The organism is Streptomyces sp. NPDC006602 (assembly GCF_042870385.1).
Taxonomy (GTDB): domain Bacteria; phylum Actinomycetota; class Actinomycetes; order Streptomycetales; family Streptomycetaceae; genus Streptomyces.
Genome location: NZ_JBIAHG010000011.1, coordinates 1 through 21,863, shown reverse-complemented (window position 1 = coordinate 21,863; position 21,863 = coordinate 1). Strand labels below are relative to the sequence as shown.

Here is a 21,863-nt window from a genome sequence, read left to right as displayed (position 1 = left end):
GCCTCCTGGACCCCCGGACCTCGCCCACCCACCACCCGACTCGGTGGGTCGAGAGGTGACCATTCAGGGCCGGAGCCCCCAAGAACGCGCACGCGCCGGGGATCAGCGCCGGATCGTCGCCCCCGGCGCCGGCCCCGACGCCGTACGCACCGTCCGGCACGTGCCCGACGTCCGCAGCGCCTCCGCCACCTTCGCCGCCGACTCGGCGTCCCGCGTGAGGAACGCCGTGGTCGGGCCCGAGCCCGAGACGAGGGTGGCGAGGGCACCCGCGGCCCGCCCGGCCGCGAGGGTGTCGGCGAGCTCAGGGAAGAGGGAGAGCGCAGCGGGCTGGAGGTCGTTGGAGACGGCGGCGGCGAGCGCGTCGGGGTCGCCCTTGGCGAGGGCGTCGAGCAGGGGCTGGGAGGCGACCGGCTCGGGGACGCCGAGGCCCTCCGTCAGCCGGTCGAACTCGCGGAAGACGGCCGGCGTCGACAGCCCGCGCGACGCCATCGCGAACACCCAGTGGAAGGTCCCGCCCGCCTCCAGGAGCCGCAGCCGCTCCCCGCGCCCGGTGCCGAGCGCCACCCCGCCGACCAGGCTGAACGGCACGTCGCTGCCCAACTCGGCGCAGATGTCCAGGAGTTCCTCACGGGTGGCGTGCGTGCCCCACAGCGCGTCGCACGCGACGAGTGCCCCCGCGCCGTCCGCGCTCCCGCCCGCCATGCCGCCCGCCACCGGGATGTCCTTGGCGATGTGGATGTGTACGGCGGCATCGAGGCCGCGGCGCTCGGCGAGGACGATCGCCGCACGCGCCGCCAGGTTCGTACGGTCCAGCGGCACCTGGTCGGCGTCCGGCCCCGAGCAGGTCACGCGCAGTTCGGCGGCCGGGGTCACCGTCACCTCGTCGTAGAGGCCGACCGCGAGGAAGACGTTGGCCAGGTCGTGAAAGCCGTCGGGCCGGGCGGCACCGACCGCGAGCTGGACGTTGACCTTGGCGGGGACGCGGACGGTGACGCTCACTGCTCGGCCTGCTCCTTGTTGTCGTCGTCTTCGGCGGCGACGCGGTTCTCGGCGATGCGCGCGAACTCCTCCACCGTCAGGGCCTCCCCGCGCGCCTGCGGCGAGACCCCGGCGGCGACAAGGGCGGCCTCGGCGGCGGCCGCGGACCCCGCCCATCCGGCGAGCGCGGCCCGCAGGGTCTTGCGGCGCTGCGCGAACGCGGCGTCCACGACGGCGAAGACCTCGCGCCTGGAGGCGGTCGTCTTGAGCGGCTCGGCCCGCCGCACGAGCGAGACGAGCCCGCTGTCGACGTTCGGCGCGGGCCAGAAGACCTTGCGCCCGATGGCACCGGCCCGCTTGACCTCGGCGTACCAGTTGGCCTTGACCGAGGGGACGCCGTACACCTTCGAGCCGGGCGGGGCGGCGAGCCGGTCGGCGACCTCCGCCTGGACCATCACGAGGGTCCGCTCGATGCTCGGGAAGGTCTCGAGCATGTGCAGCAGGACCGGTACGGCCACGTTGTACGGCAGGTTCGCGACCAGCGCGGTCGGGTCGGGGCCGGGCAGCTCCCCCACCTGCATCGCGTCGGAGTGCACCAGCGCGAACCGGTCGGCCCGCTCCGGCATCCGCGCCGCGACGGTCGCGGGCAGCGCCCCGGCGAGTACGTCGTCGATCTCGACGGCGACGACCCGGTCGGCGGCCTCCAGGAGCGCGAGCGTGAGCGAGCCGAGTCCCGGTCCCACCTCGACCACCGTGTCGTCGGGGCGGACATCCGCGATGCGGACGATACGGCGGACCGTGTTCGCGTCGATCACGAAGTTCTGGCCGCGCTGCTTGGTGGGACGCACGCCGAGCGCTGCCGCGAGTTCACGGACGTCGGCGGGGCCCAGGAGGGCGTCGGGGGTGGGGCTGTTCACGCGACAAGGGTACGGGGCTGCAGTTGACGTAATTGTCCAGGTGCCCGGCGCTGGGGCTGAGGGAGGTGGGTCGCGGCTGGGGCTGACGGAGGTGGGTCGCGCAGCCCGGCGCCGCGGGGGTGCCGTCCGCGCCCACCCTCCCCCACTCTCGACTTCGCTCGAGCGGGGGGACCCACATCGCCCCAGCGGCACGATTGCCAGCGGGCTCACAACCGCGATCCGCAATGCGGCCAAGGACTCGCCCCCCGCCGCATGTACAGCTTCTTCGCCCGGAACGTCTGTTCCGCCGCCGACGCGTCCTGCGGGCGCCCCTTGCCGCCGAGGCTCTGCCAGGTCCGGGTGTCGAACTGGTAGAGGCCGCCGTACGTCCCAGAGGGATCGACCGCGTCCGGCCGCCCCCCGGACTCGCACACCGCGAGCCCCTGCCAGTTGAGATCGTCGGCGCCCTGCACGGACGTCGGCGGCGGCTTGGTGCCCACCTTGACCACGTGCGAACGCGGCTCCCGCACCACCTCCGTCCGGGTCCGCCGCGGCTTCTGCCTGACCCCGTTGACGATCCGCAGGGAGTACGTGATCCGCCGCACCCCCGGCTGCCCGGCGCGCTCGACGACCTCGGTGCCGCGGAACAGGGAGGGGTCCTCGGTCCGCTCCACCTCGAAGGGGATCTGCTCGTCGCGGACCTCCTTCGTGCGGGTGATGCGCAGCACGGTGACGGTCTGCCCGTCGCGCGGGAAGCTGTCCGGCGCGACGGACATGGCGTCCTGCCCGCGCAGGGTGATCCCGGCCTCCTCGACGACCTCGCGCACGGTCGCCGCGTTGGTGCGGATCGTGCGGGCCCGGCCGTCCGCCATGACCGTCACGGCGCGTTCGGTACGGACGTCCAGCGCGAGCCCTTCGCGCCCGATGCCCCGGGAGCGCGATGCGGAAAGATACGCGCCCTCCGCACGCACCCCCAACTGCTGAAGCGCCCCTTCCACCGTGTGCGCCGTCGTCCACACCTGGCGCCGGTGTCCGTCGAGGGTGAGCCGTACGGGACGCCCGTAGCGCACCGTGATCTCGTCGCCGCTGGCGAGTTCCTCACCGGGGGCGGGCGCGACCACGTCGTGTGCGCCGACCCGGACGCCTTTCTCGGCGAGCAGTTCGGTGACGTCGTCCGCGAAGGTGTGCAGGCTGCGCGGCCTGCCGTCGACGCTGAGCTCGATCGCCTTGTCATCGGCCACGAACGCGGTGGTGCCGCCCGCGAGGAACGCGACGACCAGCGCCTGCGGGAGGAGTCGCCGCATGGTCCCGTCCGAGCGATCGGCGTAGCGGGCCCTGCGTCGGCGCGCGGCCCGCCCGTCCGCTCCGGCCTCCACGACAGGCTTGGGCACACTCCGCGGCGGCGGTTCGGGCTCAAGTGCCGCCTCGTAAGCGGGCGTGTATGTGTCCTGGTAGGACGTCGGCGCCACGTACACGCCATAGGCCGGCGTCTGCGCGCTGTGCACGTCGGTGTACGGCTCGCTCTGGTCGTACGCCTCGTACGTGTCGTACGTCTGGTACTGCGAGTTGCTCACGCCGTCACGCTCCAGGGGCCGGAAGGGTCCAGAGGGGTCCGGATCGGGCCCCCAGAACCTAGCGGAGCCACCGTCACTCTCCAAAGCGACGCGGCTACCCAGAGTTGCCTTCGGGCAGGTCGGTAACGGACTGACAGCGGGTCAGTAGTCGAACGCCCGCGCCGTGTTGGCGGCGAGTGCCGACGCCAGCGCGTCCTCGTCGATGCCGCGCACGGCGGCCATCGCGCGCACCGTGACGGGAATGAGATAAGGGGCGTTGGGCCGTCCGCGGTACGGCACCGGCGTCAGGAAGGGCGCGTCGGTCTCCACCAGGAGCAGCTCCAAAGGGGCCACGGTCACGGCGTCCCGGAGATTCTGGGCGTTCTTGAAGGTGACGTTGCCGGCGAAGGACATGAAGTATCCGGCGCGGGCGCAGATCTCCGCCATCCCGGCGTCGCCGGAGTAGCAGTGGAAGACGGTGCGCTCGGGAGCGCCCTCTTCCTTCAGCACCCGCAGGACGTCGGCGTGGGCGTCGCGGTCGTGGATGACCAGGGCCTTGCCGTGCCGCTTGGCGATCTCGATGTGGGCGCGGAAGGACCTCTCCTGCGCCTCCTTGCCCTCGGGGCCGGTGCGGAAGTAGTCGAGGCCGGTCTCGCCGACGCCCTTGACCTGGGGCAGCCCGGCCAGCCGGTCGATCTCGGCGAGCGCCTCGTCGAGCCCCGCGTCCCCGCCCGGCGTACGCGCCCCCTGCCGCGACCAGCCGTCCGGGTCGCCGTGGACGATCCGCGGGGCCTCGTTGGGGTGCAGCGCGACGGTCGCGTGGACGGCGTCGTACCGCTCGGCCGTCTCGGCGGCCCACCGGGAGCCCGCCACGTCGCAGCCGACCTGCACGACCGTGGTCACTCCCACCGACGCGGCTTTCGCGAGCCCCTCCTCCACGGTCCCCGACTGCATGTCGAGGTGGGTGTGGGAGTCTGCGACCGGCACCCGGAGGGGTTCCGGCAGCGGCGGGGCGGCGTTCTTGTCGGCGGTGTTCGAAGGCATGCCCCGATCCTACGAAAGGGGCATGCCGCCGCCGGTGCCGGAGCTCAGCTCGCCTTGCGCTGGAACGGGTGCAGGAGATCGGACAGGTGCCAGTGGTGGTGCTCCCCGCGTTCCTCCCGTTCCCCCTCGGCCGCCGGCGCCTCCACCGGACCGGCGGGCGGCGTGCCGTGCTGCCGGTGTGCCGCGTCGCGGGCCGACGCGACCCGGCCCGGCCGCATGATCCGTACGACGTGGTTGTCGCAGTTGGTGCACGTGGGCCGGGAGAGCGGGGAGGGCACGACCTGGCCGTTCACCACGTAGAGCACGAACTCGTGGTCGTGGGCGTCCACGTGGTGCTCTATTTCGTACGACTGCTCCCACCCGTGCCCGCACCGCATGCAGGCGAAGGAATACGACTCGTGGACGACGGCCGTGGCACCGGCGCGGAGTCCGGTCTGCCCTGCGATCTCACTCATGCCAGCTCCTGTGGTCCGCTGGATCGAGGGACGGATGAGTCCCTCGACCCAGTGGACGCCTCCACCGGCATGAACGCAGCAAGGCTGTCGAGTGTTGGCGCCGATTTGAGCGTTCCTTGCCAAACGGCCCCGTTGACCCGCTCCCGGCTTTGCCTTCCAAGCTGACTCTTTGCGCACCCATGGGGCGCTCGCTCAGAGGAGATACGCCCTGCTCAGAGGGCATGTGCGCCCGCTCACACGATGCACGCGCCCAGCGCACACGACAGGGCCGTGCGCCTTGCCTGCGCCCCCGGGTGCTCGCCGCTCCCGCCCCCTCGCCGCTCCCGCCCCTGGGGCTTCTCCGCTCACGCCCCCGCGTTCTTCGCCGCCACCACCGCGTCGAACACTTGCCGTTTCGGCAGCCCCGCCTCGGCGGCCACCGCGGCGATCGCCTCCTTGCGCCGCTCCCCCGCCTCCTCGCGCACCCGCACCCGTCGCACCAGTTCCGCGGCGTCGAGTTCCTCGGGGCCGCGCTCCGGCGCCCCCTCCACGACGACGGTGATCTCCCCGCGTACGCCCTCCGCCGCCCACGCGGCCAGCTCGCCCAGCCCGCCGCGCCTGACCTCCTCGTACGTCTTGGTCAGCTCCCGGCAGACGGCGGCCCGCCGGTCGGCGCCGAAGACCTCGGCCATGGCGGCGAGGGTGTCGTCGAGCCGGTGCGGGGCCTCGAAGTAGACGAGGGTGCGTCGCTCCTCGGCGACCTCCCGCAGCCGGGACAGCCGTTCGCCCGCCTTCCGGGGCAGGAACCCCTCGAAGCAGAACCGGTCGACGGGCAGCCCGGACAGCGCGAGCGCGGTCAGTACCGCGGACGGCCCCGGTACGGCGGTGACCCGGATGTCCTTCTCGACGGCGGCGGCGACCAGCCGGTACCCGGGGTCGGACACGGACGGCATCCCCGCGTCGGTCACCAGCAGCACCCGCGCGCCGCCCACCAGCGCCTCGACCAGCTCGGGCGTGCGGGCCGCCTCGTTGCCCTCGAAGTACGACACGACCCGCCCCTTGGGCGTCACCCCCAGCGCCTGCGTGAGCCGCCGCAGCCGCCGGGTGTCCTCGGCGGCGACGACGTCGGCACCGGCCAGCTCCTCGGCGAGCCGTGGCGGGGCGTCGGAGATGTCGCCGATGGGGGTTCCGGCAAGGACCAGGGTTCCGGGCGTAACTGTCACGTTTCCATCCTCGCAGGGGCCCAAGCGCGGGACTCACACAGCGCCGTTCCCTACGATGGCGCGGTGACCAGTACCGCGTCCTCCATGGACACCCGGCAGGAGCAGGCCCTTAAGGACCAGCGGCCGTCGTGGCAGCAGCGGCTGCGCCGTTTCGGTTATGCGGCGGGGCCCAGAAGCGACGTGCGCGACCGCCTCGTGCCGCCGTACGTCGAGCCAAGCCCACGGCTGTGGCAGACCCTCGGGGTGTCGAAGGAGTTCGCCGGGCGGATCGGCCGCTGGTCCGCCTGGGGCGGTCCGCTGCTGGTGACGCTGTTCGCGGGCGTCATCCGGTTCTGGAACCTGGGCAGCCCGAAGGCGGTGATATTCGACGAGACGTACTACGCGAAGGACGCGTGGGCGCTCGTCCACCGCGGCTACGAGGTCAACTGGGACAAGAACGTCAACGACCTGATCCTGTCGAACAACGGGAAGGTCCCCATCCCGACGGACGCGGCGTACGTCGTGCACCCGCCGGTCGGCAAGTACGTCATCGGGCTCGGGGAGCTGATCTTCGGGCTCAACCCCTTCGGCTGGCGGTTCATGACCGCCCTGCTCGGCACCCTGGCGATCCTGATGCTGTGCCGGATCGGGCGCCGCCTGTTCCGCTCGACGTTCCTCGGCTGCCTGGCCGGCGCGCTGATGGCGGTGGACGGCCTGGCGTTCGTGATGGCCCGCACCTCGCTGCTCGACGGCGTGCTGATGTTCTTCGTGCTGGCCGCGTTCGGCTGCCTGCTGATCGACCGCGACCGGGCGCGCGAGAAACTCGCCGCCGCGCTCCCGGCCGACGCCGACGGTCGGATCCGCCCCGACGCTCACATCGCGGAGACCACCCGATTCGGGTGGCGCCCCTGGCGCTGGCTGGCGGGCCTGATGATCGGCCTCGCGATCGGCACGAAATGGAACGGCCTGTACGTCCTGATCTTCTTCTGCGTACTGACCGTGCTCTGGGACGTCGGCTCCCGCAAGGTGGCGGGCGCGGGCCGCCCGTACGTGGCTGTGCTCCGGCACGACCTCGGCTTCGCGATCCTGGCCACATGGCCGGTCGCGATCGCCACGTACGTCATGTCCTGGCTGGGCTGGATCCTCTCCCCCGCCAACGGCAGCGGCGGCTACTACCGCAACTGGGCCACCACCCCTGACGGCAAGGGCAGCAGCTGGTCCTGGCTCTTCCCCGACTGGTGGCGCAGTCTGTGGCACTACGAGCACGAGGTCTACAAGTTCAACATCAACCTCTCCTCGCCGCACACCTACCAGTCCAACCCGTGGAGCTGGATCGTCACCGGCCGCCCGGTCTCGTACTTCTACGAGTCCCCCGCGCCCGGCAAGGACGGCTGCCCCACGGACGCCGGCGAGAAGTGCGCCCGCGAGGTCCTCGCCATCGGCACACCGCTGCTGTGGTGGGTGGGCTGCTTCGCGATCCTGTACGTCCTGTGGCGCTGGTTCTTCCGCCGCGACTGGCGGGCCGGCGCGATCGCCTGCGGTATCGCGGCCGGTTACCTGCCGTGGTTCCTCTACCAGGACCGCACGATCTTCTTCTTCTACACGATCATCTTCGTCCCGTTCCTCTGCCTGGCCGTAGCGATGCTCCTCGGCGCGATCATCGGCCCATCCGGCGCCGGCGACACCCGCCGGGTGGCGGGCGCCGCGGGCGCGGGCGTCCTGGTCCTGCTGATCGCCTGGAACTTCATCTATTTCTGGCCGCTGTACACCGGCACCGCCATCCCGATAGACGAGTGGCGGTCGCGGATGTGGCTGGACACCTGGGTCTAGTGGGGGCTGATCAGCCCTCGTCCGGCGCCTTGATGATCTTTCCGTTCTCGTCGACGGTGTGGGTTTCCCAGTAGACGTCCCACTTGTCGCCGACGTGCTCGGGCTCCTTGCCCTTCGGATAGCGGGCGTACCCCTTCGGCGGGTCCTGGTCGTCGGAGACGCAGGCGGTGCCGGTGCTGCCCACGGCGATGACGCCGTACTCGCCGCCGCCGCAGCTCGCGTCCTCCATCGAGCAGCCGGTCAGCAGTACGGCGGCGGTCGTGCCGGCCAGTGCGAGGCCGAGGATGGTCTTGCGCACGTTGACTCCCCCTTGGTCGGTGTAGGACCAGCTTGGGCGGGGCGGGGAGGGTCGGCATGAGTAGCCGTACTCAGGAGTACGTGGTCGCAGTACCCGAGCGCGGAACCCCCCGGATTCGCTCAACAAAAGTCAAACTCCGGTTACGCCAGCAACCGCTTGCGCATAGAGTGCCACCGATAAGCAGCCTTTCTGAACGCGTTCAGAAGATGCGTGGAAGGCGCAACGGGGAGGGGAAGCACCACATGGGCAGGGGGGTGAAGACGGCTGTCATCGGCGGTGTGTTTGCCGTGATGGTCGGGGGCGCGGGGTACGGGGCGTACAACGTCGTGTCCGCGCTGAACGGTGACGAGGGCGGCGGGACGGGGACGGCGGCGGGGCCCGCTCCGGTCAAGAGCGGGCCGCCGAGCGCGGACGAGGTCAAGGAGACCACCGCCAAGTTCTTCGCGGCCTGGGAGAAGGGCGACGCGGTGAACGCGGCGGCGTACACGAACAACGACACGGCGGCCGAGCCGCTGCTGACGGCGTACGGCGAGGCCGCCCACATCGGCGACGTGAAGATCACGCCCGGTGCGGCGTCCGACGCGACCGTGCCCTACACGGTGAGCGCGAAGGTGTCGTACGACGGGAAGTCGAAGCCGCTGACGTACAAGAGCAAGCTGACCGTCGTGCGCGGGGTCACCACCGGGCGGGCGCTGGTCGACTGGCAGCCGTCCGTGATCCACCCCGAGCTGCAGCGGGACGACACCCTGGTCACCGGGGAGTCGGCGAACCCGCCGATCGAGGCCGTGGACCGGAACGGGACCGTGCTGACGGAGAAGAAGTACCCCTCCCTGGGGCCGATCCTGGACGCGCTGCGCGGCAAGTACGGCGACAAGGCCGGCGGCACCGCCGGAGTCGAGCTGGCGATCCGGCACCCCGAGGAGGGCGCCGCCGACACCCCGCTGGTGACCCTCGCCGAGGGCAGACCGGGCAAGCTGCAGACCACGCTCAGCGCGACCGCGCAGGCCGCGGCGGAGAAGGCGGTCAAGCTGTACGCCCAGTCGTCGGTCGTCGCCGTCAAGCCCAGCACGGGTGAGGTGCTGGCGGTGGCCAACAACCGCAACGACGCCTTCAACGCGGCCTTCGAGGGCACGGTCGCGCCCGGCTCCACGATGAAGATCATCACTGCGGCGATGCTCATAGACAACGGCGTGACCTCGATGAACGGCCCGGCGCCCTGCGAGAACTCGGCCGTGTGGCAGAGCCAGACGTTCAAGAACCTCACGGGTATGAAGCCCAATCCGAACGCCACTCTCGCCAACAGCTTCATGCGGTCCTGCAACACGGCCTTCGTCAAGCTCATCGACGAGAAGCCGCTCACGGACGAGTCGCTGACCACGGAGGCCCAGACCCGCTTCGGGATCGGCCTGGACTGGAAGACCGGCGTCGTCTCCTTCGACGGCCGGGTCCCCGCCTCCGGCGGCCCGGACCGCGCGGCCAACGCGATCGGCCAGGGCCAGGTCCAGATGAACCCGCTGAACATGGCCTCGGTGACGGCCACCGCCATCACCGGCGAATTCCGCCAGCCCTACCTGGTGTCGCCCAAGCTGGACGACCGACAGCCGGCCACCGCCAAGGGTCTGCCGAACAACACCGCCTCCCAGCTCAAGCAGATGATGCGGCTGACCGCGACCCAGGGCACCGCCCAGAACGCGATGGCCGGGCTCGGCGGGGACATCGGCGCGAAGACCGGCTCCGCCGAGGTCGACGGGCAGGCCGTGTCCAACAGCTGGTTCACCGGTTTCCGCAACGACGTGTCGGCGGCGGCCATGACCGAGGAGGGCGGCCACGGCGGCGACGCGGCCGGCCCGATTGTCGCGACTGTGCTACGAGCTGCCGGCTGAAGTCATCTCCGGATGACGGGACTCTAGGCTGTTGCCGTCGTTGGGACTGAAGAGGGCAACGGGGACCCTGGGGTTATTACGGAGGAATCGAAAGCTGTGGGTAACAGAAGGCGCGTCGCCGAGCGACGGAAGACCAAGCCCGCCGTGATCGGCGGGATGATCGCCGTGGTCGTCGCCGGCGCCGGCTTCGGCGTGTACGTGCTCTACGGCGGCGGGGCCGCGGCCGACGACCGGACACAGCCGACGTCCGCCAGCGCCGACGACAAGGCGAAGGACATCCCGTCCGGCCCCCTCTCGGCGACCGAGGTCACCACCGCCGCGCAGACGTTCCTCACGGCCTGGCAGCAGGGCAAGGTGGCCGCGGCGGCCGCCGCCACCGACGACGCCAAGTCGGCCACCGCCCTGCTGACCGGCTACACCAAGGACGCCCACATCAAGGGCGTCACGCTCACGCCGGGCACCCGCACCGGCGACAAGGTCCCCTTCTCGGTGAAGGCCACGGTGTCGTACAAGGGCACCGAGAAGCCGCTGGCGTACGACAGCGCGCTCACCGTCGTCCGCGACACCGGCACCGGGAAGCCGCGGGTCGGCTGGCACTCCGCGGTCGCCCACCCCGACCTCCAGGACGGCGACACCCTGGTCACCGGCGAGTCCGGGACCCCGCCGATCAAGGCGTTCGACCGGAACGGCGGCGAGCTGACCGAGGCGAAGTACTCGTCGCTGGGTACGGTCCTCGACGGACTGCGCGAGAAGTACGGCAAGATCGCCGGCGGCAAGGCGGGCATCGAACTGCGCGTCATCCGCGGCAAGTCGTCGAAGTCGTCCGACAAGACCCTGCTGGAGCTGAGCAAGGGCACGCCGGGCACCGTGAAGACGACCCTGAACCCGACGCTCCAGGCGGCGGCGGAGCAGCAGGTGGCCAAGAAGGCGCGGTCGTCGGTCGTCGTGATGCGTCCTTCCACCGGCGAGATCCTCGCCGTGGCGAACGCCTCGCACGGCTTCAACACCGCCTTCCAGGGTTCCCTCGCCCCGGGCTCCACGATGAAGGTCATCACCTCCTCGCTGCTGATCGACAAGGGGCTGGCGTCGGCGGACAAGGCGCATCCGTGCCCGAAGTACTTCACGTACGGCGGCTGGAAGTTCCAGAACGACGACAAGTTCGAGATCAAGGGCGGCACCTTCAAGGCGAGCTTCGCCCGCTCCTGCAACACCGCCTTCATCAGCCAGGCGCCCGACCTGGAGAACGACGACCTGACCAAGCAGGCCCAGCAGGTCTTCGGCCTGGGGCTGAACAACTGGGCCATCGGGGTGCCGTCCTTCGACGGCTCGGTGCCGGTGCAGAGCGCGGCCCAGATGGCGGCCTCGCTCATCGGGCAGGGCGCGGTCCGGATGAACCCGCTGAACATGGCGTCGGTGTCGGCGACGGTCGAGTCCGGCACCTTCAAGCAGCCCTACCTGGTGTCCCCGACGGTCGACAACCGCACGCTGGCGACGGCCTCGCGGTCGCTGTCCGCGAACACCCTCTCCCAGCTGCGGGAGCTGATGGCGTACACGGCGGCCTACGGCACGGCGGCGGAGGCGATGTCCGGAGTGACCGGGAACGTCGGCGCGAAGACGGGCTCGGCGGAGGTCGACGGCCAGAAGAAGCCGAACGGCTGGTTCACCGCGTACCGGGGCGACCTGGCGGCCGCGGGTGTGGTCCAGCAGGGCGGGCACGGCGGTGACACGGCCGGTCCCATCGTGGCGTCACTGCTGAAGATGGGCGGTTGACTCCCGGGATCCCATCGGGGTCGCCAGGTAGGTCCGCCGCAGGAACCTGAGCAGCGCCTTCGTCTCGAGCTGCACCACCGAGACGCCCTGCGCCGAGTGGAACTCGAGCACGGCCTGCACCCGCCCGCACGGCCACACGCGGACGTCATCGTTGCCGGCCGGGGCACGCAGGCCCTGCTCCAGAAGTGAACGCGAGAAGGTCCACTCGTCGTGGGTGCCGGGCAGTCCTACCCGCACCGAACGCGGGTCGGACTCGGGGTCGTAGCGAAGGACGACCGGGATCGCCTCGTCCTCCACGATGTCGGCGTCCGAAACGATGTGGGCTCGCGCGTACTGCTCGACTACGGACATCGTGACGGCCCTCTCACGCTGCGTTACCTGTGTGGAAGCTGTGCACCCACTCCACCTCCAGCGTCGCATATTTCCTGGATTCCGCCCCTGGGGCCGCACAGCTTGTTCGTTGCTGTTCGCATCGATTCCCTCTTGCAAGACGTTCGCAACAAGCCACTATCATCGAACGGTGCATGTGCCTGACGGATTCATCGACGCCCCCATCTCGGTAGCGACCGGAGCGGTCGCCGCGGCCGCCGTCGCGGTGAGCCTGCGCGGCGCGCGCCGCGAACTGGACGAACGCACCGCGCCGCTGGCCGGTCTCGTGGCGGCGTTCATCTTCGCCGTACAGATGCTCAACTTCCCCGTCGCGGCCGGAACAAGCGGACATCTGCTGGGCGGCGCGCTCGCGGCGATCCTCGTCGGCCCCTATACAGGCGTCCTCTGTATCTCCGTGGTCCTGCTCATGCAGGGCATCCTCTTCGCGGACGGCGGCCTGACCGCGCTCGGCGTGAACATCACGGACATGGCGATCGTCACGACGGTCGTCGCCTACGCCGTCTTCCGCGGGCTGGTGAAGGTGCTGCCCCGCAAGCGGCGCTCGATCACGGTCGCCTCCTTCGTCGCCGCCCTGCTGTCCGTGCCGGCCGCGGCCCTCGCCTTCACCTTCCTCTACTGGCTCGGCGGCACCACCGACGTCTCCATCGGCAAGGTCGCCACGGCCATGATCGGCGTGCATGTCCTCATCGGCCTCGGCGAGGCCGCGATCACCGCACTGACCGTCGGCGCCGTCGTCGCCGTACGCCCGGACCTCGTGTACGGCGCCCGCGGCCTCCAGCAGAAGCTGAAGCTGCGGGTCAACGGCGAGCTGGTCGACGTACCCGCGGCGCAGCCGGCCCCCGTGGCCGCCCGCTCCCACCGCACGGTGTGGATCGCCGGTCTGATCACCTCCGTCCTCCTCGCCGGGTTCGTCAGCTTCTACGCCTCCGCGAACCCCGACGGCCTGGAGAAGGTCGCCGCCGACAAGGGCATCGACGCGAAGGCCGAGAAGCACACGAACGCCGACTCCCCGCTCGCCGACTACGGCGTCAAGGACGTCGACGACGCCCGTCTCTCCGGCGGCCTCGCGGGCGTGATCGGCGTCGGTGTCACGGTCGTCGCGGGCAGCACGGTGTTCTGGGCCGTGCGCAGGCGTCCTACGGATGACACCTCGCCCGTGAGCACGGGCCTCTGACATGGGCGCCGGACACGCGCACAAGCTCTATCGGCACGGGCACTCGCCCGTGCACGGCCTGCCCCCTCATACGAAACTCGCGGCGACCTTCGGCTTCGTGCTGGTCGTGGTGTCGACCCCGCGGGAGGCGATGTGGGCGTTCGGCCTGTACGCCGTGCTCCTGGCGTGCGTCGCGTACGCGGCTCGCGTGCCCGCCGGTTTCCTGCTCAAGCGGCTGCTGATCGAGGTGCCGTTCGTCGCCTTCGCGGTGCTGATGCCGTTCGTGGCGGAGGGCGAGCGGGTCGACGTGCTCGGGATGTCCCTCAGCGAGAGCGGACTGTGGGGCGCGTGGAACGTGCTCGCCAAGGGCACCCTGGGCGTCGCCGCGTCGGTGCTCCTCGCCTCCACCACCGAACTGCGTGAACTCCTGCTGGGACTGCAGCGGTTGAAGCTCCCGCCGCTGCTCGTGCAGATCGCCTCCTTCATGATCCGCTACGGCGATGTCATCACCGACGAGATGCGGCGGATGCGGATCGCGCGGGAGTCACGGGGGTTCGAGGCGAGCGGCGTCAGGCACTGGGGCGTCCTCGCGAAGTCCGCCGGCGCCCTGTTCATCCGCTCCTACGAACGCGGCGAACGCGTGCACCTGGCCATGGTCAGCCGCGGGTACGCCGGTTCGATGCCGGTCATCGACGAGGTGACCGCGTCCCGGGCGCAGTGGTCGTACGCCCTCACCCTCCCCTTCGCCGCCCTCGTCGTATGTCTGCTGGGATGGACGCTGTGACCGCTTCCCTCGAGGTCTCCGGCCTCGCCTTCGCCTACCCCGACGGACACCAGGCGCTGTTCGGCGTGGACTTCTCCATCGCCCGCGGCGAGCGGGTCGCGCTGCTCGGGCCGAACGGCGCCGGCAAGACGACCCTGGTGCTGCACCTCAACGGCATCCTGACCGGCGGCACCGGCACGGTGACGGTCGCCGGGCTGCCCGTAGGCAGGCAGCACATGGCCGAGATCCGGCGCAAGGTCGGCATCGTCTTCCAGGACCCGGACGACCAGCTGTTCATGCCGACCGTGCGCGAGGACGTGGCGTTCGGACCGGCCGCGGCCGGGCTGAAGGGCCCGGAACTGGAGGAACGGGTGCTGGTGGCGCTGCGGCGGGTCGGCATGCAGGACTTCGCCGAGCGGCCACCGCACCACCTGTCCTTCGGGCAGCGGCGCCGGGTGGCGGTCGCCACCGTGCTGGCGATGGAGCCGGAGATCCTCGTACTCGACGAGCCCTCCTCCAACCTCGACCCCGCCTCCCGCCGCGAACTGGCCGACATCCTGCGGTCGTTGGACGTGACCGTGCTGATGGTCACCCACGACCTGCCCTACGCCCTGGAGCTGTGCCCGCGCTCCCTGATCCTGAGCGACGGCACGATCGCCGCCGACGGGAAGACCGCGGAGCTCCTCGCCGACGACGCGCTGATGCGCGCCCACCGGCTGGAGCTGCCGTTCGGATTCGATCCGCGTTCCGCGACGGCTGGTCCCGGCCGTCCGTGACAATGAGCGCGTGATGAACCAAGAGGACGCCGGTGTCGAGGGCTCGCTGCTGCTGGACGACCAGCTGTGCTTCGCGCTGTACGCCGCCCAGCGTGCGGTGACGGCCGCGTACCGGCCGCTCCTGGAGGACCTCGGGCTCACCTACCCGCAGTACCTCGTGCTGCTGGTGCTGTGGGAACGCGGTGAGATCACGGTCAAGGAACTGGCGGGCGCGCTGCGGCTCGACTACGGCACGGTGTCGCCGCTGCTCAAGCGGCTGGAGGGCGCGGGGCTCGTACGCCGGGCGCGCGCGGTGAACGACGAGCGCTCGGTGCTCATCGCGTGCACGGAGCGCGGCGAGGAGCTCAGGGAGCGCGCGGCGCGCGTGCCCGGCGCCCTGCTCGCGGCGACGGAGCTGGACGGTGCGGAGGTAGCGCGGTTGCGCGAGGAGTTGTGGCGGCTCGCGGACCGGGCGGAGGCGGCGGCCGAGCGCGCCCACTGACATCACCCGCCGGCATTCCCTCTGGCATCACCCACTGACATCCCCTCTGGCGCCGCTGACATCGCGTTACCCGCGGTTGCCGCCCCCCGTCGTGGAAGGCATGGCTACCGGCCGGTACCTTGTGCACGATGTAATTGCTGGGGGAGGTTCAGCCGTGATCGAAGAAACCGTCGAAAGCACCGCCGTCCAAAGCACCGCCGCCGACACCCGCCCGTCGAAGATCGTGTACGTCGCCGAGGCCACCGCGCACGGTGGCCGGGACGGCTTTGTCACCAGTCAGGACGGGCAGATCGAGCTGAAGGTCGCGATGCCGCCCGAGCTCGGCGGGGACGGCAACGGCACCAACCCGGAGCAGCTCTTCGCGGCCGGTTACAGCGCCTGCTTCCACAACGCGCTGGTGATGGTCGGCCGCCGGTCCGGCTTCGACCTGTCCGGCTCCACGGTCGCCGCGAAGGTCGGCATCGGCCCCAACAAGCAGCGCGGCTACGGCCTCGCCGTCGCCCTCAGCGTCTCCCTCCCGGTCCTCGACGCGGACATCGCGGCGAAGCTGGTCGACGCGGCGCACGAGGTCTGCCCGTACTCGAACGCGACCCGCGGGAACATCGACGTGACGATCCTGCTTGGCTGAGGGGAGAGCCGGGCGCTGAAGCCAAGTGCCCGGCAGCGAGACGAGGAGTACGGACGTGGACGTGAACGGCACAGTCGCCGAGGGCTTCGAGCCGGTCAGGGAAGCGTTCGCGAGGAACTTCGAGGCGCTCGGGGACCGGGGCTCGGCGGTCGCCGTGTACCGGGACGGGCACCGGGTCGTCGACCTGTGGGCGGGCACCAGGGACATCGACGGGACCGAGCCCTGGCGGCGCGGCACCGCGCAGATCGTGCGCTCGGCGACCAAGGGTGTCGCCGCCGCCGTACCGCTGCTGCTGCACCAGCGCGGGCTCCTTGACCTGGACGCGCCGGTGGGCGAGTACTGGCCGGAGTTCAAGGCGCGCGGCAAGGAGCGGGTACTGGTCAGGCACGTGCTGAACCACCGTTCCGGCCTACCCGTCCTCGACCGTCCGCTCACGCCGGACGAGGCGCTGAACCCGGCCCGGGGCGCCGAGGCGGTCGCCGCGCAGGCCCCGGTCTGGGAGCCCGGCACCGACCACGGCTACCACGCGCTGACGTACGGCTGGATGCTCGACGAGCTGGTGCGCCGCGTGACCGGCCGGTGGGCCGGCGAGTGGATCGCGGCGGAGATCGCCGGACCGCTGGGCGCCGACCTGTGGCTGGGCCTGCCGGAAGCCGAGGAGGCAGCCGGACGGACGGGCCGCGTGGGCCGTATCGAGACGCCGGAGCCCGCCACCGGTGCGGGCCCGCGCGTCCGCCCGAAGCGCGCGGTCACCGAGGCGTACGACGACCCCGCCTCCCTCACCCGCCGCGCCTTCGCCGCGATCACCCCCTTCCCCGACCAGAACGCCCCCGCCTACCGGGCGGCCGCCCTGCCCGCGACCAACGGCATCGCGACCGCCGACGGGCTGGCCCGTTTCTACGCGGCACTGATCGGCGAGGTCGACGGCGTACGCCTCCTCGACAGGGCCACCATGGAGGCGGCCCGCACCGAGGAGTCGGCGGGCCCCGACCGCGTCCTCGTCGTCAACACCCGCTTCGGCCTCGGCTACATGCTGCACGGCAGCGCCTCACCGCTCCTCGGCCCGGGTTCCTTCGGCCACCCGGGCCGCGGCGGCTCCCTCGGCTTCGCCGACCCGGAGACCGGCATCGCCCTCGGCTATGTGACGAACGGCTTCCGCAAGACCGTGACGGCGGATCCACGGGCGCAGGCGCTGGTCAGGGCGGTGCGGAGCGTCGTACGGCCCTGAACCCGGCCGGCTCGGCCCCGCCGGCTCAGACGTGGATCGGGTGGGAGGTCCGGCCGGACGCCTGGTCGATCTCGTCGTGTGCCTTGGTCAGCAGCTGCATGGCCAGTTCGTTCAAAGCGCGGGCAGCGGCGACCTCCTCCCCCACCCTCGGCTGATTCGAGTCAGTGTGGTGGCGGGTGGCGTGTCCTCGCGTACGTACTTCCGTGCCGTCGGGCAGGCGCACCATCGCGGCCGCCCGCGTCTGCTGATCATCCTCCTGGAACTCCAGCTCGATGTGCCATCCCACAGCGCTGTGCATCATGACGATCACCTCCGGAAGACCTCCTTCCAGGGTGCTCCTCCGGGGGCGCGGACGCACGGCCTGGGAAGCCGCCCGCGGGGGCGCGGAACGGGTCGCCCCGCGCGGGAGGGTGGAATGGGCGATGCCACGCGGGAGGTGGAATGGGCGGCGCCACGCGGGACGTTCGCACAGTCATGACGCCCGACCAGCGCACCATCACCAACCCGCCCGCCCTGCACGATCCCACGCCGTTCGGCTACAGCCACGCCGTCTCCGCGCCCGGCGAAACCGTCTTCATCGGCGGCCAGTACGCCTCCGACGCCACCGGCGCCCCGGTGCCCGGCGACTTCGCCGCGCAGGTGGACCTGGCCTTCGACCGGCTGCGGTCGGCTCTGGAGGGAGTCGGGCTCGGCTTCGCACACGTGGTCAGGCTCGGCACGTTCATCGTCGACCACGACCTCGCCAAGCTGGAGATCCTCGGCAAGGCGCTGCACCGCCACTTCGGCGACCGGCTGCCGGCGCAGACCCTGAGCGGTGTCGCCTCGCTCGCGCTGCCCGGGATGCTCTTCGAGGTGGACGCGGTCGCGATACGGCCGTAGCCCGCACCTTGGTACCGGTTACCCGGCGTGGAGCATCAGCCCGATCCCGACCACCAGCAGCCCCGCCGCGGCGATGCGCGGGGCTCCGAACTTCTCCTTGAAGAACACCGCCCCGATCGCCGCGCCCACGATGATCGACGACTCGCGCAGGGCGGCGATCGGCGCGAGTTCCGCCTTGGTCTGGGCCCACAGGACGAGCCCGTACGCCGTCACGGAGAGCGCCGCGCCCAGCAGGCCGACGCCCGCGAAGGGCCGCAGGACGGTGCCGAACTGCCCGCGCCAGCGGTAGAGCGCGTACGCCGGGATCGCCACGCCCTCCACCGCCATCAGCCAGGCGATGTACCCGAGGGACGACCCGGAGGCGCGTACCCCCAGCCCGTCGACGACGCTGTACGCCGCGATGGTCAGCCCGGTCGCCAGCGCCGCGTTGATCGCCGCCCAGTTGGGACGGCGGCCGCGCATCCCCCACAGGGCGACGCCGGTCAGCCCCGCGCAGGAGAAGGCGATACCCGCCGCCGCCCACGCGTCCGGCACCTCGTGCGCGAAGACGGCGGCGAGCAGCGTGACCACCAGGGGCGCGGTGCCGCGCGCGATCGGATACGCCTGCCCGAAGTCGCCCAGCCGGAAGGACTTCATCAGCAGCACGTAGTAGGCGAGATGAATGACCGCCGAGAGGACCAGATACGGCCACGCCCCCGCCGCCGGAACCGGCACGAACGGCATCATGGCCAGCCCGATCAAAGATCCCCCGCCCGCGATGAGCGTGAACCCGACGAGCTTGTCGGTGATCTGATGCGCGATGGCGTTCCAGCTGGCGTGCGTCACCGCGGCCAGCAGCACGGCCGCGGTGACCAGCGGCGTCACGAGGTGCGCTCGCGCACGTCCACCAGGGTGGCGCCGGCGTGGGCGACAAGGTCCTTCGGCTGCATGGGAAAGACGGTGTACGGAGTACCCGCGGCCGCCCACACGACGTCGTGGTCGAGCAGCGACCGGTCGGCGAGAACCCGCGTCCGGGTCCGGTGCCCGAAGGGCGGCACGCCTCCGATCGCATACCCGGTCGTCTCCCGCACGACGTCGGCCTTCGCCCGCGTGACCTTTTCGGCGCCGAGCGCCTCCCGGACCCTGTCGAGATCGACCCGGGATGCGCCGTCCATGAGCACCAGCACCGGCACCCCGTCCGCCGCGAAGATCAACGACTTGCAGATCTCACTCAACTCGCAGCCGAGCGCCGCCGCGGCCTCGGCGGCGGTACGGGTGGCGTCCGGGAAGCGGCGGACCTCCAGGCTCTGAAGACCCAGCTCGCGCAGGGCTTCGGCGAAACGGGGGTGGGCTCCGGAGCCCTCGCTGTCGGTGTCGGTGTCGGTCGTCGTCATACCCGGCACGCTAGCGGTGCGTGTACGGGGCATGCGACCGGGTTACGGCGATCGCCCCCTGGTCTGAAGGTACTGACGTTCATCAGGTGGCGGTACGCCCTAACGCGCAGAGGGCACGGTGGTGGAACGGCCATGACGCCTACCCGGCGTGCACCATCAGCCCGATTCCGACGACGAGCAGCCCCGCCGCCAGCCTATGCGGTCGTAGGTCGCCGACGGACGGTCGGCAGCGGCGGTGTCCATGGGATCAAGCCCATATTCGACACGATGCCCCGGCGCGAACGTGACCGGCACGGGCAGCGAGAATCCTCGCATCACAACGACAAAGCCATGGGAGGACCCGTGAACAGACCGGTCCCGCGCCGCGCCACGGTCCTGTATGCGATATCCGCGACTTGTGCGGCCATAGGCACCCTGCTGTGGGTGCGCGGCCAGACCGCGCCTCCCAGGGTCTACGGGTCCTTCCTGGCAGCCGATGGCTACACCTCGTCAGCTTGGCGGGTGTGGTCGCCGGCAGTGCCCGAAGAACGTTTCGGCCTCTACCTCGTCGCGGCCGGGCTGGTGCTGGCTGTGGCGGCGAGCCTGTTCTCCATCCGGCGTGACTGAGCAGCGCCAAGATCACGCATGTAGGAACGGCAGGGAACGGACAAGGGATGGGATCCGGGGTATACGGAACATTCTCCATGCAGTCTTATGACCAGCGAGGTTATTACAGGCATGAGCCGTGCTTGAGCGATTTATGGGCACCCCCAGCGGTCATCCTGGGGGCGCCCACCATGCGTCTGGATCAGATGGTGTCGATTTGCCAGGCAATCACGCCCGACGACCCCTTAGCGCCGTCGACGTTGATGCGAACCGGCTTCTGAGAGGTGATCCGCTGCTGCACCACCGACTGATCACACGGCACCGTGGCCTTGGTGCCGGCGCTCGCCGGTGTGAACGAAACTTGCGCGCTACCGCTGCCGACGCACACCAGGTTGAGCCTGTACGTCTTACCTTCACTCAGGGTGGGCTCGGTGTGGATGCCATCACTCACACGCTCTGTGCCAGCCTCAACCATGGTCCCGCTGTGGACGGCAGCAAGGGCCGCCTGAGCCTGCGCGGTGAGCTTCTTCTCGGACGATCCAGTCGCCGTCAGAGAGGCACTCGGTACGGGAGACGACGAATCGGCAGCTGTGTCGTCACCGCCGCCGGACGAACACGACGTGAGCAGGAACGCTGACGCCGCCACTGCGCATCCGGCGAGCCAAGCCCGCGGGCTCAAATAGGTCATGACGCGGTTTCCCAGTACTTCCAGCCGGTCTCGGACGTGGGCAACGTGGCCTTGCCGCTGCCGATTTCAACACCGTCGCAACCGTTGCCGCTGGCCCGGTACTTCTTCCACGACACCTTGTATCCCCACGAACCGTACTGCAGGTGGCCGTACTTGTTTCTGCTGATTTCGTGGGTGTATGTGTGACCGGTGGTGATCGACACGCTCCCACCGATCTTGACGCTGACAGTGGCCTTCGCCTTGGTGATGAGCCCCTTCAACTCAGCCTCTGCGCCGACGGTCATCTCCGCCGTGATCGTGCCGGATTTGGTGACGCTCGCCGACATGGTGCCGCCCGGACCATCCTTGAACTTGGTGCCGTTCCACCAAAGGGAATGTGGTAGCTCGTCTTCGACCCTCGATGACCTGCGCGGCTCTCGGCGCTGGTTCGGGTGAGGCCTTCGATCCAGATCACCGAGGCACGCAGGTGAAGCCCGGCGAGGCAGCTTTCCGGGGTCTTGTCGTAGCGGGTCGCATGCCCCGCCACGCCTTGAGCTTGTTGATCAGGCGCTCGACGGTGTTCCTCTCCTTGTAGAGCTCGGCGTCGTGGTCGACGGTCGCCAGGCGGCGGTCCACCTGAAAGGTGTCACATGGGCATCAGCTCACGGCGCGCTTCGACCGGCGCTGCCACTGCTGCATTGCTTCTCTGCCTCGGGACTGCGGGCACTGCTGCCGCCGAGGAAGCGCAGGCCGACGACACGGCCATATCCGCCGACCAGACGGTAGAGATCAACGACAGACAGGGCTGGGAGGATGACACCGAGCGGCCGACTCGGTGCGATGGCCCGTGCTGCATTTCCCGGATGTCGGGATTTCGGCGGCCCGCTGCCGCCCGGGGAGTGGGGATCGTGCGCCACCAGCGCGGTGTCGGCCCGCGGGCTCAGGCAAGGGCGGCGACCAGCAGGGCGAAGGCGGCGACGATGACGGCGACGCGGACGTAGTGCCAGCGGTCCCAACGCGTCATCTGCTCCTTCCAGTCCTCGGGCCGGTTC

Annotated in this window: 25 protein-coding genes and 1 pseudogene; 11 read left to right on the top strand and 15 right to left on the bottom strand. The window is 70.7% G+C overall.

Annotated elements, in window-relative coordinates; all coding sequences use genetic code 11:
* Positions 1–102: 102 nt before the first annotated feature.
* The 6 genes from ACFYO2_RS26045 to rsmI form a co-directional block, all read right to left on the bottom strand.
* Positions 103–999, bottom strand: a complete 897-nt coding sequence (locus ACFYO2_RS26045) for a 4-(cytidine 5'-diphospho)-2-C-methyl-D-erythritol kinase (RefSeq protein ID WP_388353604.1) — start codon at positions 997–999, stop codon at positions 103–105.
* On the bottom strand, positions 996–1,895 hold the full coding sequence (gene rsmA, locus ACFYO2_RS26040) for a 16S rRNA (adenine(1518)-N(6)/adenine(1519)-N(6))-dimethyltransferase RsmA (RefSeq protein WP_388353602.1): 900 nt from the start codon (positions 1,893–1,895) through the stop codon (positions 996–998). The genes ACFYO2_RS26045 and rsmA overlap by 4 nt, the downstream gene beginning before the upstream one ends.
* A gap of 206 nt (positions 1,896–2,101) precedes the next feature.
* The gene (locus ACFYO2_RS26035) at positions 2,102–3,448 is read right to left on the bottom strand and encodes a ubiquitin-like domain-containing protein (RefSeq protein ID WP_388353600.1); all 1,347 of its coding nucleotides are present in this window, start codon (positions 3,446–3,448) and stop codon (positions 2,102–2,104) included.
* A gap of 141 nt (positions 3,449–3,589) precedes the next feature.
* Complete coding sequence (locus ACFYO2_RS26030) at positions 3,590–4,471, bottom strand: TatD family hydrolase (protein ID WP_388353599.1); 882 nt, start codon at positions 4,469–4,471, stop codon at positions 3,590–3,592.
* 44 nt (positions 4,472–4,515) lie between these two features.
* Positions 4,516–4,926, bottom strand: a complete 411-nt coding sequence (locus tag ACFYO2_RS26025; RefSeq protein WP_388353597.1) for a hypothetical protein — start codon at positions 4,924–4,926, stop codon at positions 4,516–4,518.
* A gap of 344 nt (positions 4,927–5,270) precedes the next feature.
* Positions 5,271–6,128, bottom strand: coding sequence for a 16S rRNA (cytidine(1402)-2'-O)-methyltransferase (gene rsmI, locus ACFYO2_RS26020; protein ID WP_388353594.1), 858 nt, complete (start codon positions 6,126–6,128; stop codon positions 5,271–5,273).
* A 63-nt stretch (positions 6,129–6,191) separates the two neighbouring features.
* Between rsmI and ACFYO2_RS26015 the strand changes: the two genes are divergently transcribed.
* A complete protein-coding gene (locus tag ACFYO2_RS26015; protein WP_388353591.1) occupies positions 6,192–7,937 on the top strand; it encodes a dolichyl-phosphate-mannose--protein mannosyltransferase in 1,746 nt (581 codons plus the stop codon).
* 10 nt (positions 7,938–7,947) lie between these two features.
* Here the strand turns inward: ACFYO2_RS26015 and ACFYO2_RS26010 are convergent, their stop codons facing one another.
* Positions 7,948–8,235: an SCO0607 family lipoprotein gene (locus tag ACFYO2_RS26010; RefSeq protein WP_388353588.1), complete on the bottom strand. Its 288-nt coding sequence runs from the start codon at positions 8,233–8,235 to the stop codon at positions 7,948–7,950.
* Between the two features lie 242 nt (positions 8,236–8,477).
* Here ACFYO2_RS26010 and ACFYO2_RS26005 point away from each other — a divergent pair, with 242 nt between their 5' ends.
* Together ACFYO2_RS26005 and ACFYO2_RS26000 are read left to right on the top strand one after the other, a co-directional pair.
* Positions 8,478–10,118: a penicillin-binding transpeptidase domain-containing protein gene (locus ACFYO2_RS26005; RefSeq protein ID WP_388353585.1), complete on the top strand. Its 1,641-nt coding sequence runs from the start codon at positions 8,478–8,480 to the stop codon at positions 10,116–10,118.
* A 96-nt stretch (positions 10,119–10,214) separates the two neighbouring features.
* Positions 10,215–11,888, top strand: a complete 1,674-nt coding sequence (locus ACFYO2_RS26000) for a penicillin-binding transpeptidase domain-containing protein (RefSeq protein ID WP_388353582.1) — start codon at positions 10,215–10,217, stop codon at positions 11,886–11,888.
* Here the strand turns inward: ACFYO2_RS26000 and ACFYO2_RS25995 are convergent.
* Positions 11,865–12,239: an SsgA family sporulation/cell division regulator gene (locus ACFYO2_RS25995; protein ID WP_388353580.1), complete on the bottom strand. Its 375-nt coding sequence runs from the start codon at positions 12,237–12,239 to the stop codon at positions 11,865–11,867. The genes ACFYO2_RS26000 and ACFYO2_RS25995 overlap by 24 nt on opposite strands.
* Before the next feature lie 169 nt (positions 12,240–12,408).
* On the opposite strand from ACFYO2_RS25995, the gene ACFYO2_RS25990 reads away from it, so the two are divergent.
* The 6 genes from ACFYO2_RS25990 (at position 12,409) to ACFYO2_RS25965 (ending at position 17,307) form a co-directional block, all read left to right on the top strand.
* Positions 12,409–13,452 (top strand): energy-coupling factor ABC transporter permease, encoded by a 1,044-nt coding sequence (locus ACFYO2_RS25990; RefSeq protein ID WP_388353577.1) that lies wholly within the window; start codon positions 12,409–12,411, stop codon positions 13,450–13,452.
* Position 13,453: 1 nt separating this feature from the next.
* The gene (gene cbiQ, locus ACFYO2_RS25985; protein WP_388353574.1) at positions 13,454–14,215 is read left to right on the top strand and encodes a cobalt ECF transporter T component CbiQ; all 762 of its coding nucleotides are present in this window, start codon (positions 13,454–13,456) and stop codon (positions 14,213–14,215) included.
* Entirely contained in the window at positions 14,203–14,970 is a 768-nt protein-coding gene (locus tag ACFYO2_RS25980) for an energy-coupling factor ABC transporter ATP-binding protein (protein WP_388353572.1), read from the top strand. The genes cbiQ and ACFYO2_RS25980 overlap by 13 nt, the downstream gene beginning before the upstream one ends.
* 13 nt (positions 14,971–14,983) lie before the next feature.
* Positions 14,984–15,451 carry a MarR family winged helix-turn-helix transcriptional regulator gene (locus ACFYO2_RS25975; RefSeq protein ID WP_388353569.1) on the top strand — a complete coding sequence of 156 codons (468 nt, stop codon included), beginning with the start codon at positions 14,984–14,986 and terminating at the stop codon, positions 15,449–15,451.
* Positions 15,452–15,605: 154 nt separating this feature from the next.
* Positions 15,606–16,079 (top strand): organic hydroperoxide resistance protein, encoded by a 474-nt coding sequence (locus ACFYO2_RS25970; protein WP_388353566.1) that lies wholly within the window; start codon positions 15,606–15,608, stop codon positions 16,077–16,079.
* Between the two features lie 55 nt (positions 16,080–16,134).
* A complete protein-coding gene (locus ACFYO2_RS25965; RefSeq protein WP_388353563.1) occupies positions 16,135–17,307 on the top strand; it encodes a serine hydrolase domain-containing protein in 1,173 nt (390 codons plus the stop codon).
* Between the two features lie 25 nt (positions 17,308–17,332).
* Here ACFYO2_RS25965 and ACFYO2_RS25960 read toward each other — a convergent pair whose 3' ends face one another.
* A complete protein-coding gene (locus tag ACFYO2_RS25960) occupies positions 17,333–17,608 on the bottom strand; it encodes a DUF1876 domain-containing protein (RefSeq protein ID WP_388353560.1) in 276 nt (91 codons plus the stop codon).
* Positions 17,609–17,781: 173 nt separating this feature from the next.
* On the opposite strand from ACFYO2_RS25960, the gene ACFYO2_RS25955 reads away from it, so the two are divergent.
* A complete protein-coding gene (locus ACFYO2_RS25955; RefSeq protein WP_388353557.1) occupies positions 17,782–18,186 on the top strand; it encodes a RidA family protein in 405 nt (134 codons plus the stop codon).
* Between the two features lie 18 nt (positions 18,187–18,204).
* On the opposite strand, the gene ACFYO2_RS25950 is transcribed toward ACFYO2_RS25955, so the two are convergent.
* Together ACFYO2_RS25950 and ACFYO2_RS25945 are read right to left on the bottom strand one after the other, a co-directional pair.
* Positions 18,205–19,050 (bottom strand): EamA family transporter, encoded by an 846-nt coding sequence (locus ACFYO2_RS25950; RefSeq protein ID WP_388353554.1) that lies wholly within the window; start codon positions 19,048–19,050, stop codon positions 18,205–18,207.
* Complete coding sequence (locus ACFYO2_RS25945) at positions 19,047–19,559, bottom strand: YbaK/EbsC family protein (RefSeq protein WP_388353552.1); 513 nt, start codon at positions 19,557–19,559, stop codon at positions 19,047–19,049. The genes ACFYO2_RS25950 and ACFYO2_RS25945 overlap by 4 nt, the downstream gene beginning before the upstream one ends.
* A 342-nt stretch (positions 19,560–19,901) precedes the next feature.
* Here ACFYO2_RS25945 and ACFYO2_RS25940 point away from each other — a divergent pair, with 342 nt between their 5' ends.
* A complete protein-coding gene (locus ACFYO2_RS25940; RefSeq protein ID WP_388353550.1) occupies positions 19,902–20,165 on the top strand; it encodes a hypothetical protein in 264 nt (87 codons plus the stop codon).
* A gap of 181 nt (positions 20,166–20,346) precedes the next feature.
* On the opposite strand, the gene ACFYO2_RS25935 is transcribed toward ACFYO2_RS25940, so the two are convergent.
* The 4 genes and pseudogenes from ACFYO2_RS25935 to ACFYO2_RS25920 form a co-directional block, all read right to left on the bottom strand.
* A complete protein-coding gene (locus ACFYO2_RS25935) occupies positions 20,347–20,832 on the bottom strand; it encodes a hypothetical protein (RefSeq protein ID WP_388353547.1) in 486 nt (161 codons plus the stop codon).
* Positions 20,829–21,158 (bottom strand): hypothetical protein, encoded by a 330-nt coding sequence (locus ACFYO2_RS25930; RefSeq protein ID WP_388354249.1) that lies wholly within the window; start codon positions 21,156–21,158, stop codon positions 20,829–20,831. The genes ACFYO2_RS25935 and ACFYO2_RS25930 overlap by 4 nt, the downstream gene beginning before the upstream one ends.
* Positions 21,159–21,282: 124 nt before the next feature.
* On the bottom strand, positions 21,283–21,447 hold the full coding sequence (locus ACFYO2_RS25925; RefSeq protein WP_388354246.1) for a hypothetical protein: 165 nt from the start codon (positions 21,445–21,447) through the stop codon (positions 21,283–21,285).
* Positions 21,448–21,751: 304 nt separating this feature from the next.
* Positions 21,752–21,863: pseudogene (locus tag ACFYO2_RS25920) on the bottom strand (DUF1772 domain-containing protein); the annotation flags it as partial.

What these genes read in the sequence shown, in the direction of transcription:
- ACFYO2_RS26005 (WP_388353585.1), top strand. Translation starts at nt 8,478, where the DNA reads ATGGGCAGGGGGGTGAAGACGGCTGTCATCGGCGGTGTGTTTGCCGTG.
- ACFYO2_RS25930 (WP_388354249.1), bottom strand. Translation starts at nt 21,158, where the DNA reads ATGTCGGCGAGCGTCACCAAATCCGGCACGATCACGGCGGAGATGACC.
- ACFYO2_RS25995 (WP_388353580.1), bottom strand. Translation starts at nt 12,239, where the DNA reads ATGTCCGTAGTCGAGCAGTACGCGCGAGCCCACATCGTTTCGGACGCC.
- ACFYO2_RS26025 (WP_388353597.1), bottom strand. Translation starts at nt 4,926, where the DNA reads ATGAGTGAGATCGCAGGGCAGACCGGACTCCGCGCCGGTGCCACGGCC.
- ACFYO2_RS25975 (WP_388353569.1), top strand. Translation starts at nt 14,984, where the DNA reads ATGAACCAAGAGGACGCCGGTGTCGAGGGCTCGCTGCTGCTGGACGAC.
- ACFYO2_RS25955 (WP_388353557.1), top strand. Translation starts at nt 17,782, where the DNA reads ATGACGCCCGACCAGCGCACCATCACCAACCCGCCCGCCCTGCACGAT.
- ACFYO2_RS25960 (WP_388353560.1), bottom strand. Translation starts at nt 17,608, where the DNA reads ATGATGCACAGCGCTGTGGGATGGCACATCGAGCTGGAGTTCCAGGAG.
- cbiQ (WP_388353574.1), top strand. Translation starts at nt 13,454, where the DNA reads ATGGGCGCCGGACACGCGCACAAGCTCTATCGGCACGGGCACTCGCCC.
- ACFYO2_RS25935 (WP_388353547.1), bottom strand. Translation starts at nt 20,832, where the DNA reads ATGACCTATTTGAGCCCGCGGGCTTGGCTCGCCGGATGCGCAGTGGCG.
- ACFYO2_RS25945 (WP_388353552.1), bottom strand. Translation starts at nt 19,559, where the DNA reads ATGACGACGACCGACACCGACACCGACAGCGAGGGCTCCGGAGCCCAC.
- ACFYO2_RS26030 (WP_388353599.1), bottom strand. Translation starts at nt 4,471, where the DNA reads ATGCCTTCGAACACCGCCGACAAGAACGCCGCCCCGCCGCTGCCGGAA.
- ACFYO2_RS25980 (WP_388353572.1), top strand. Translation starts at nt 14,203, where the DNA reads ATGGACGCTGTGACCGCTTCCCTCGAGGTCTCCGGCCTCGCCTTCGCC.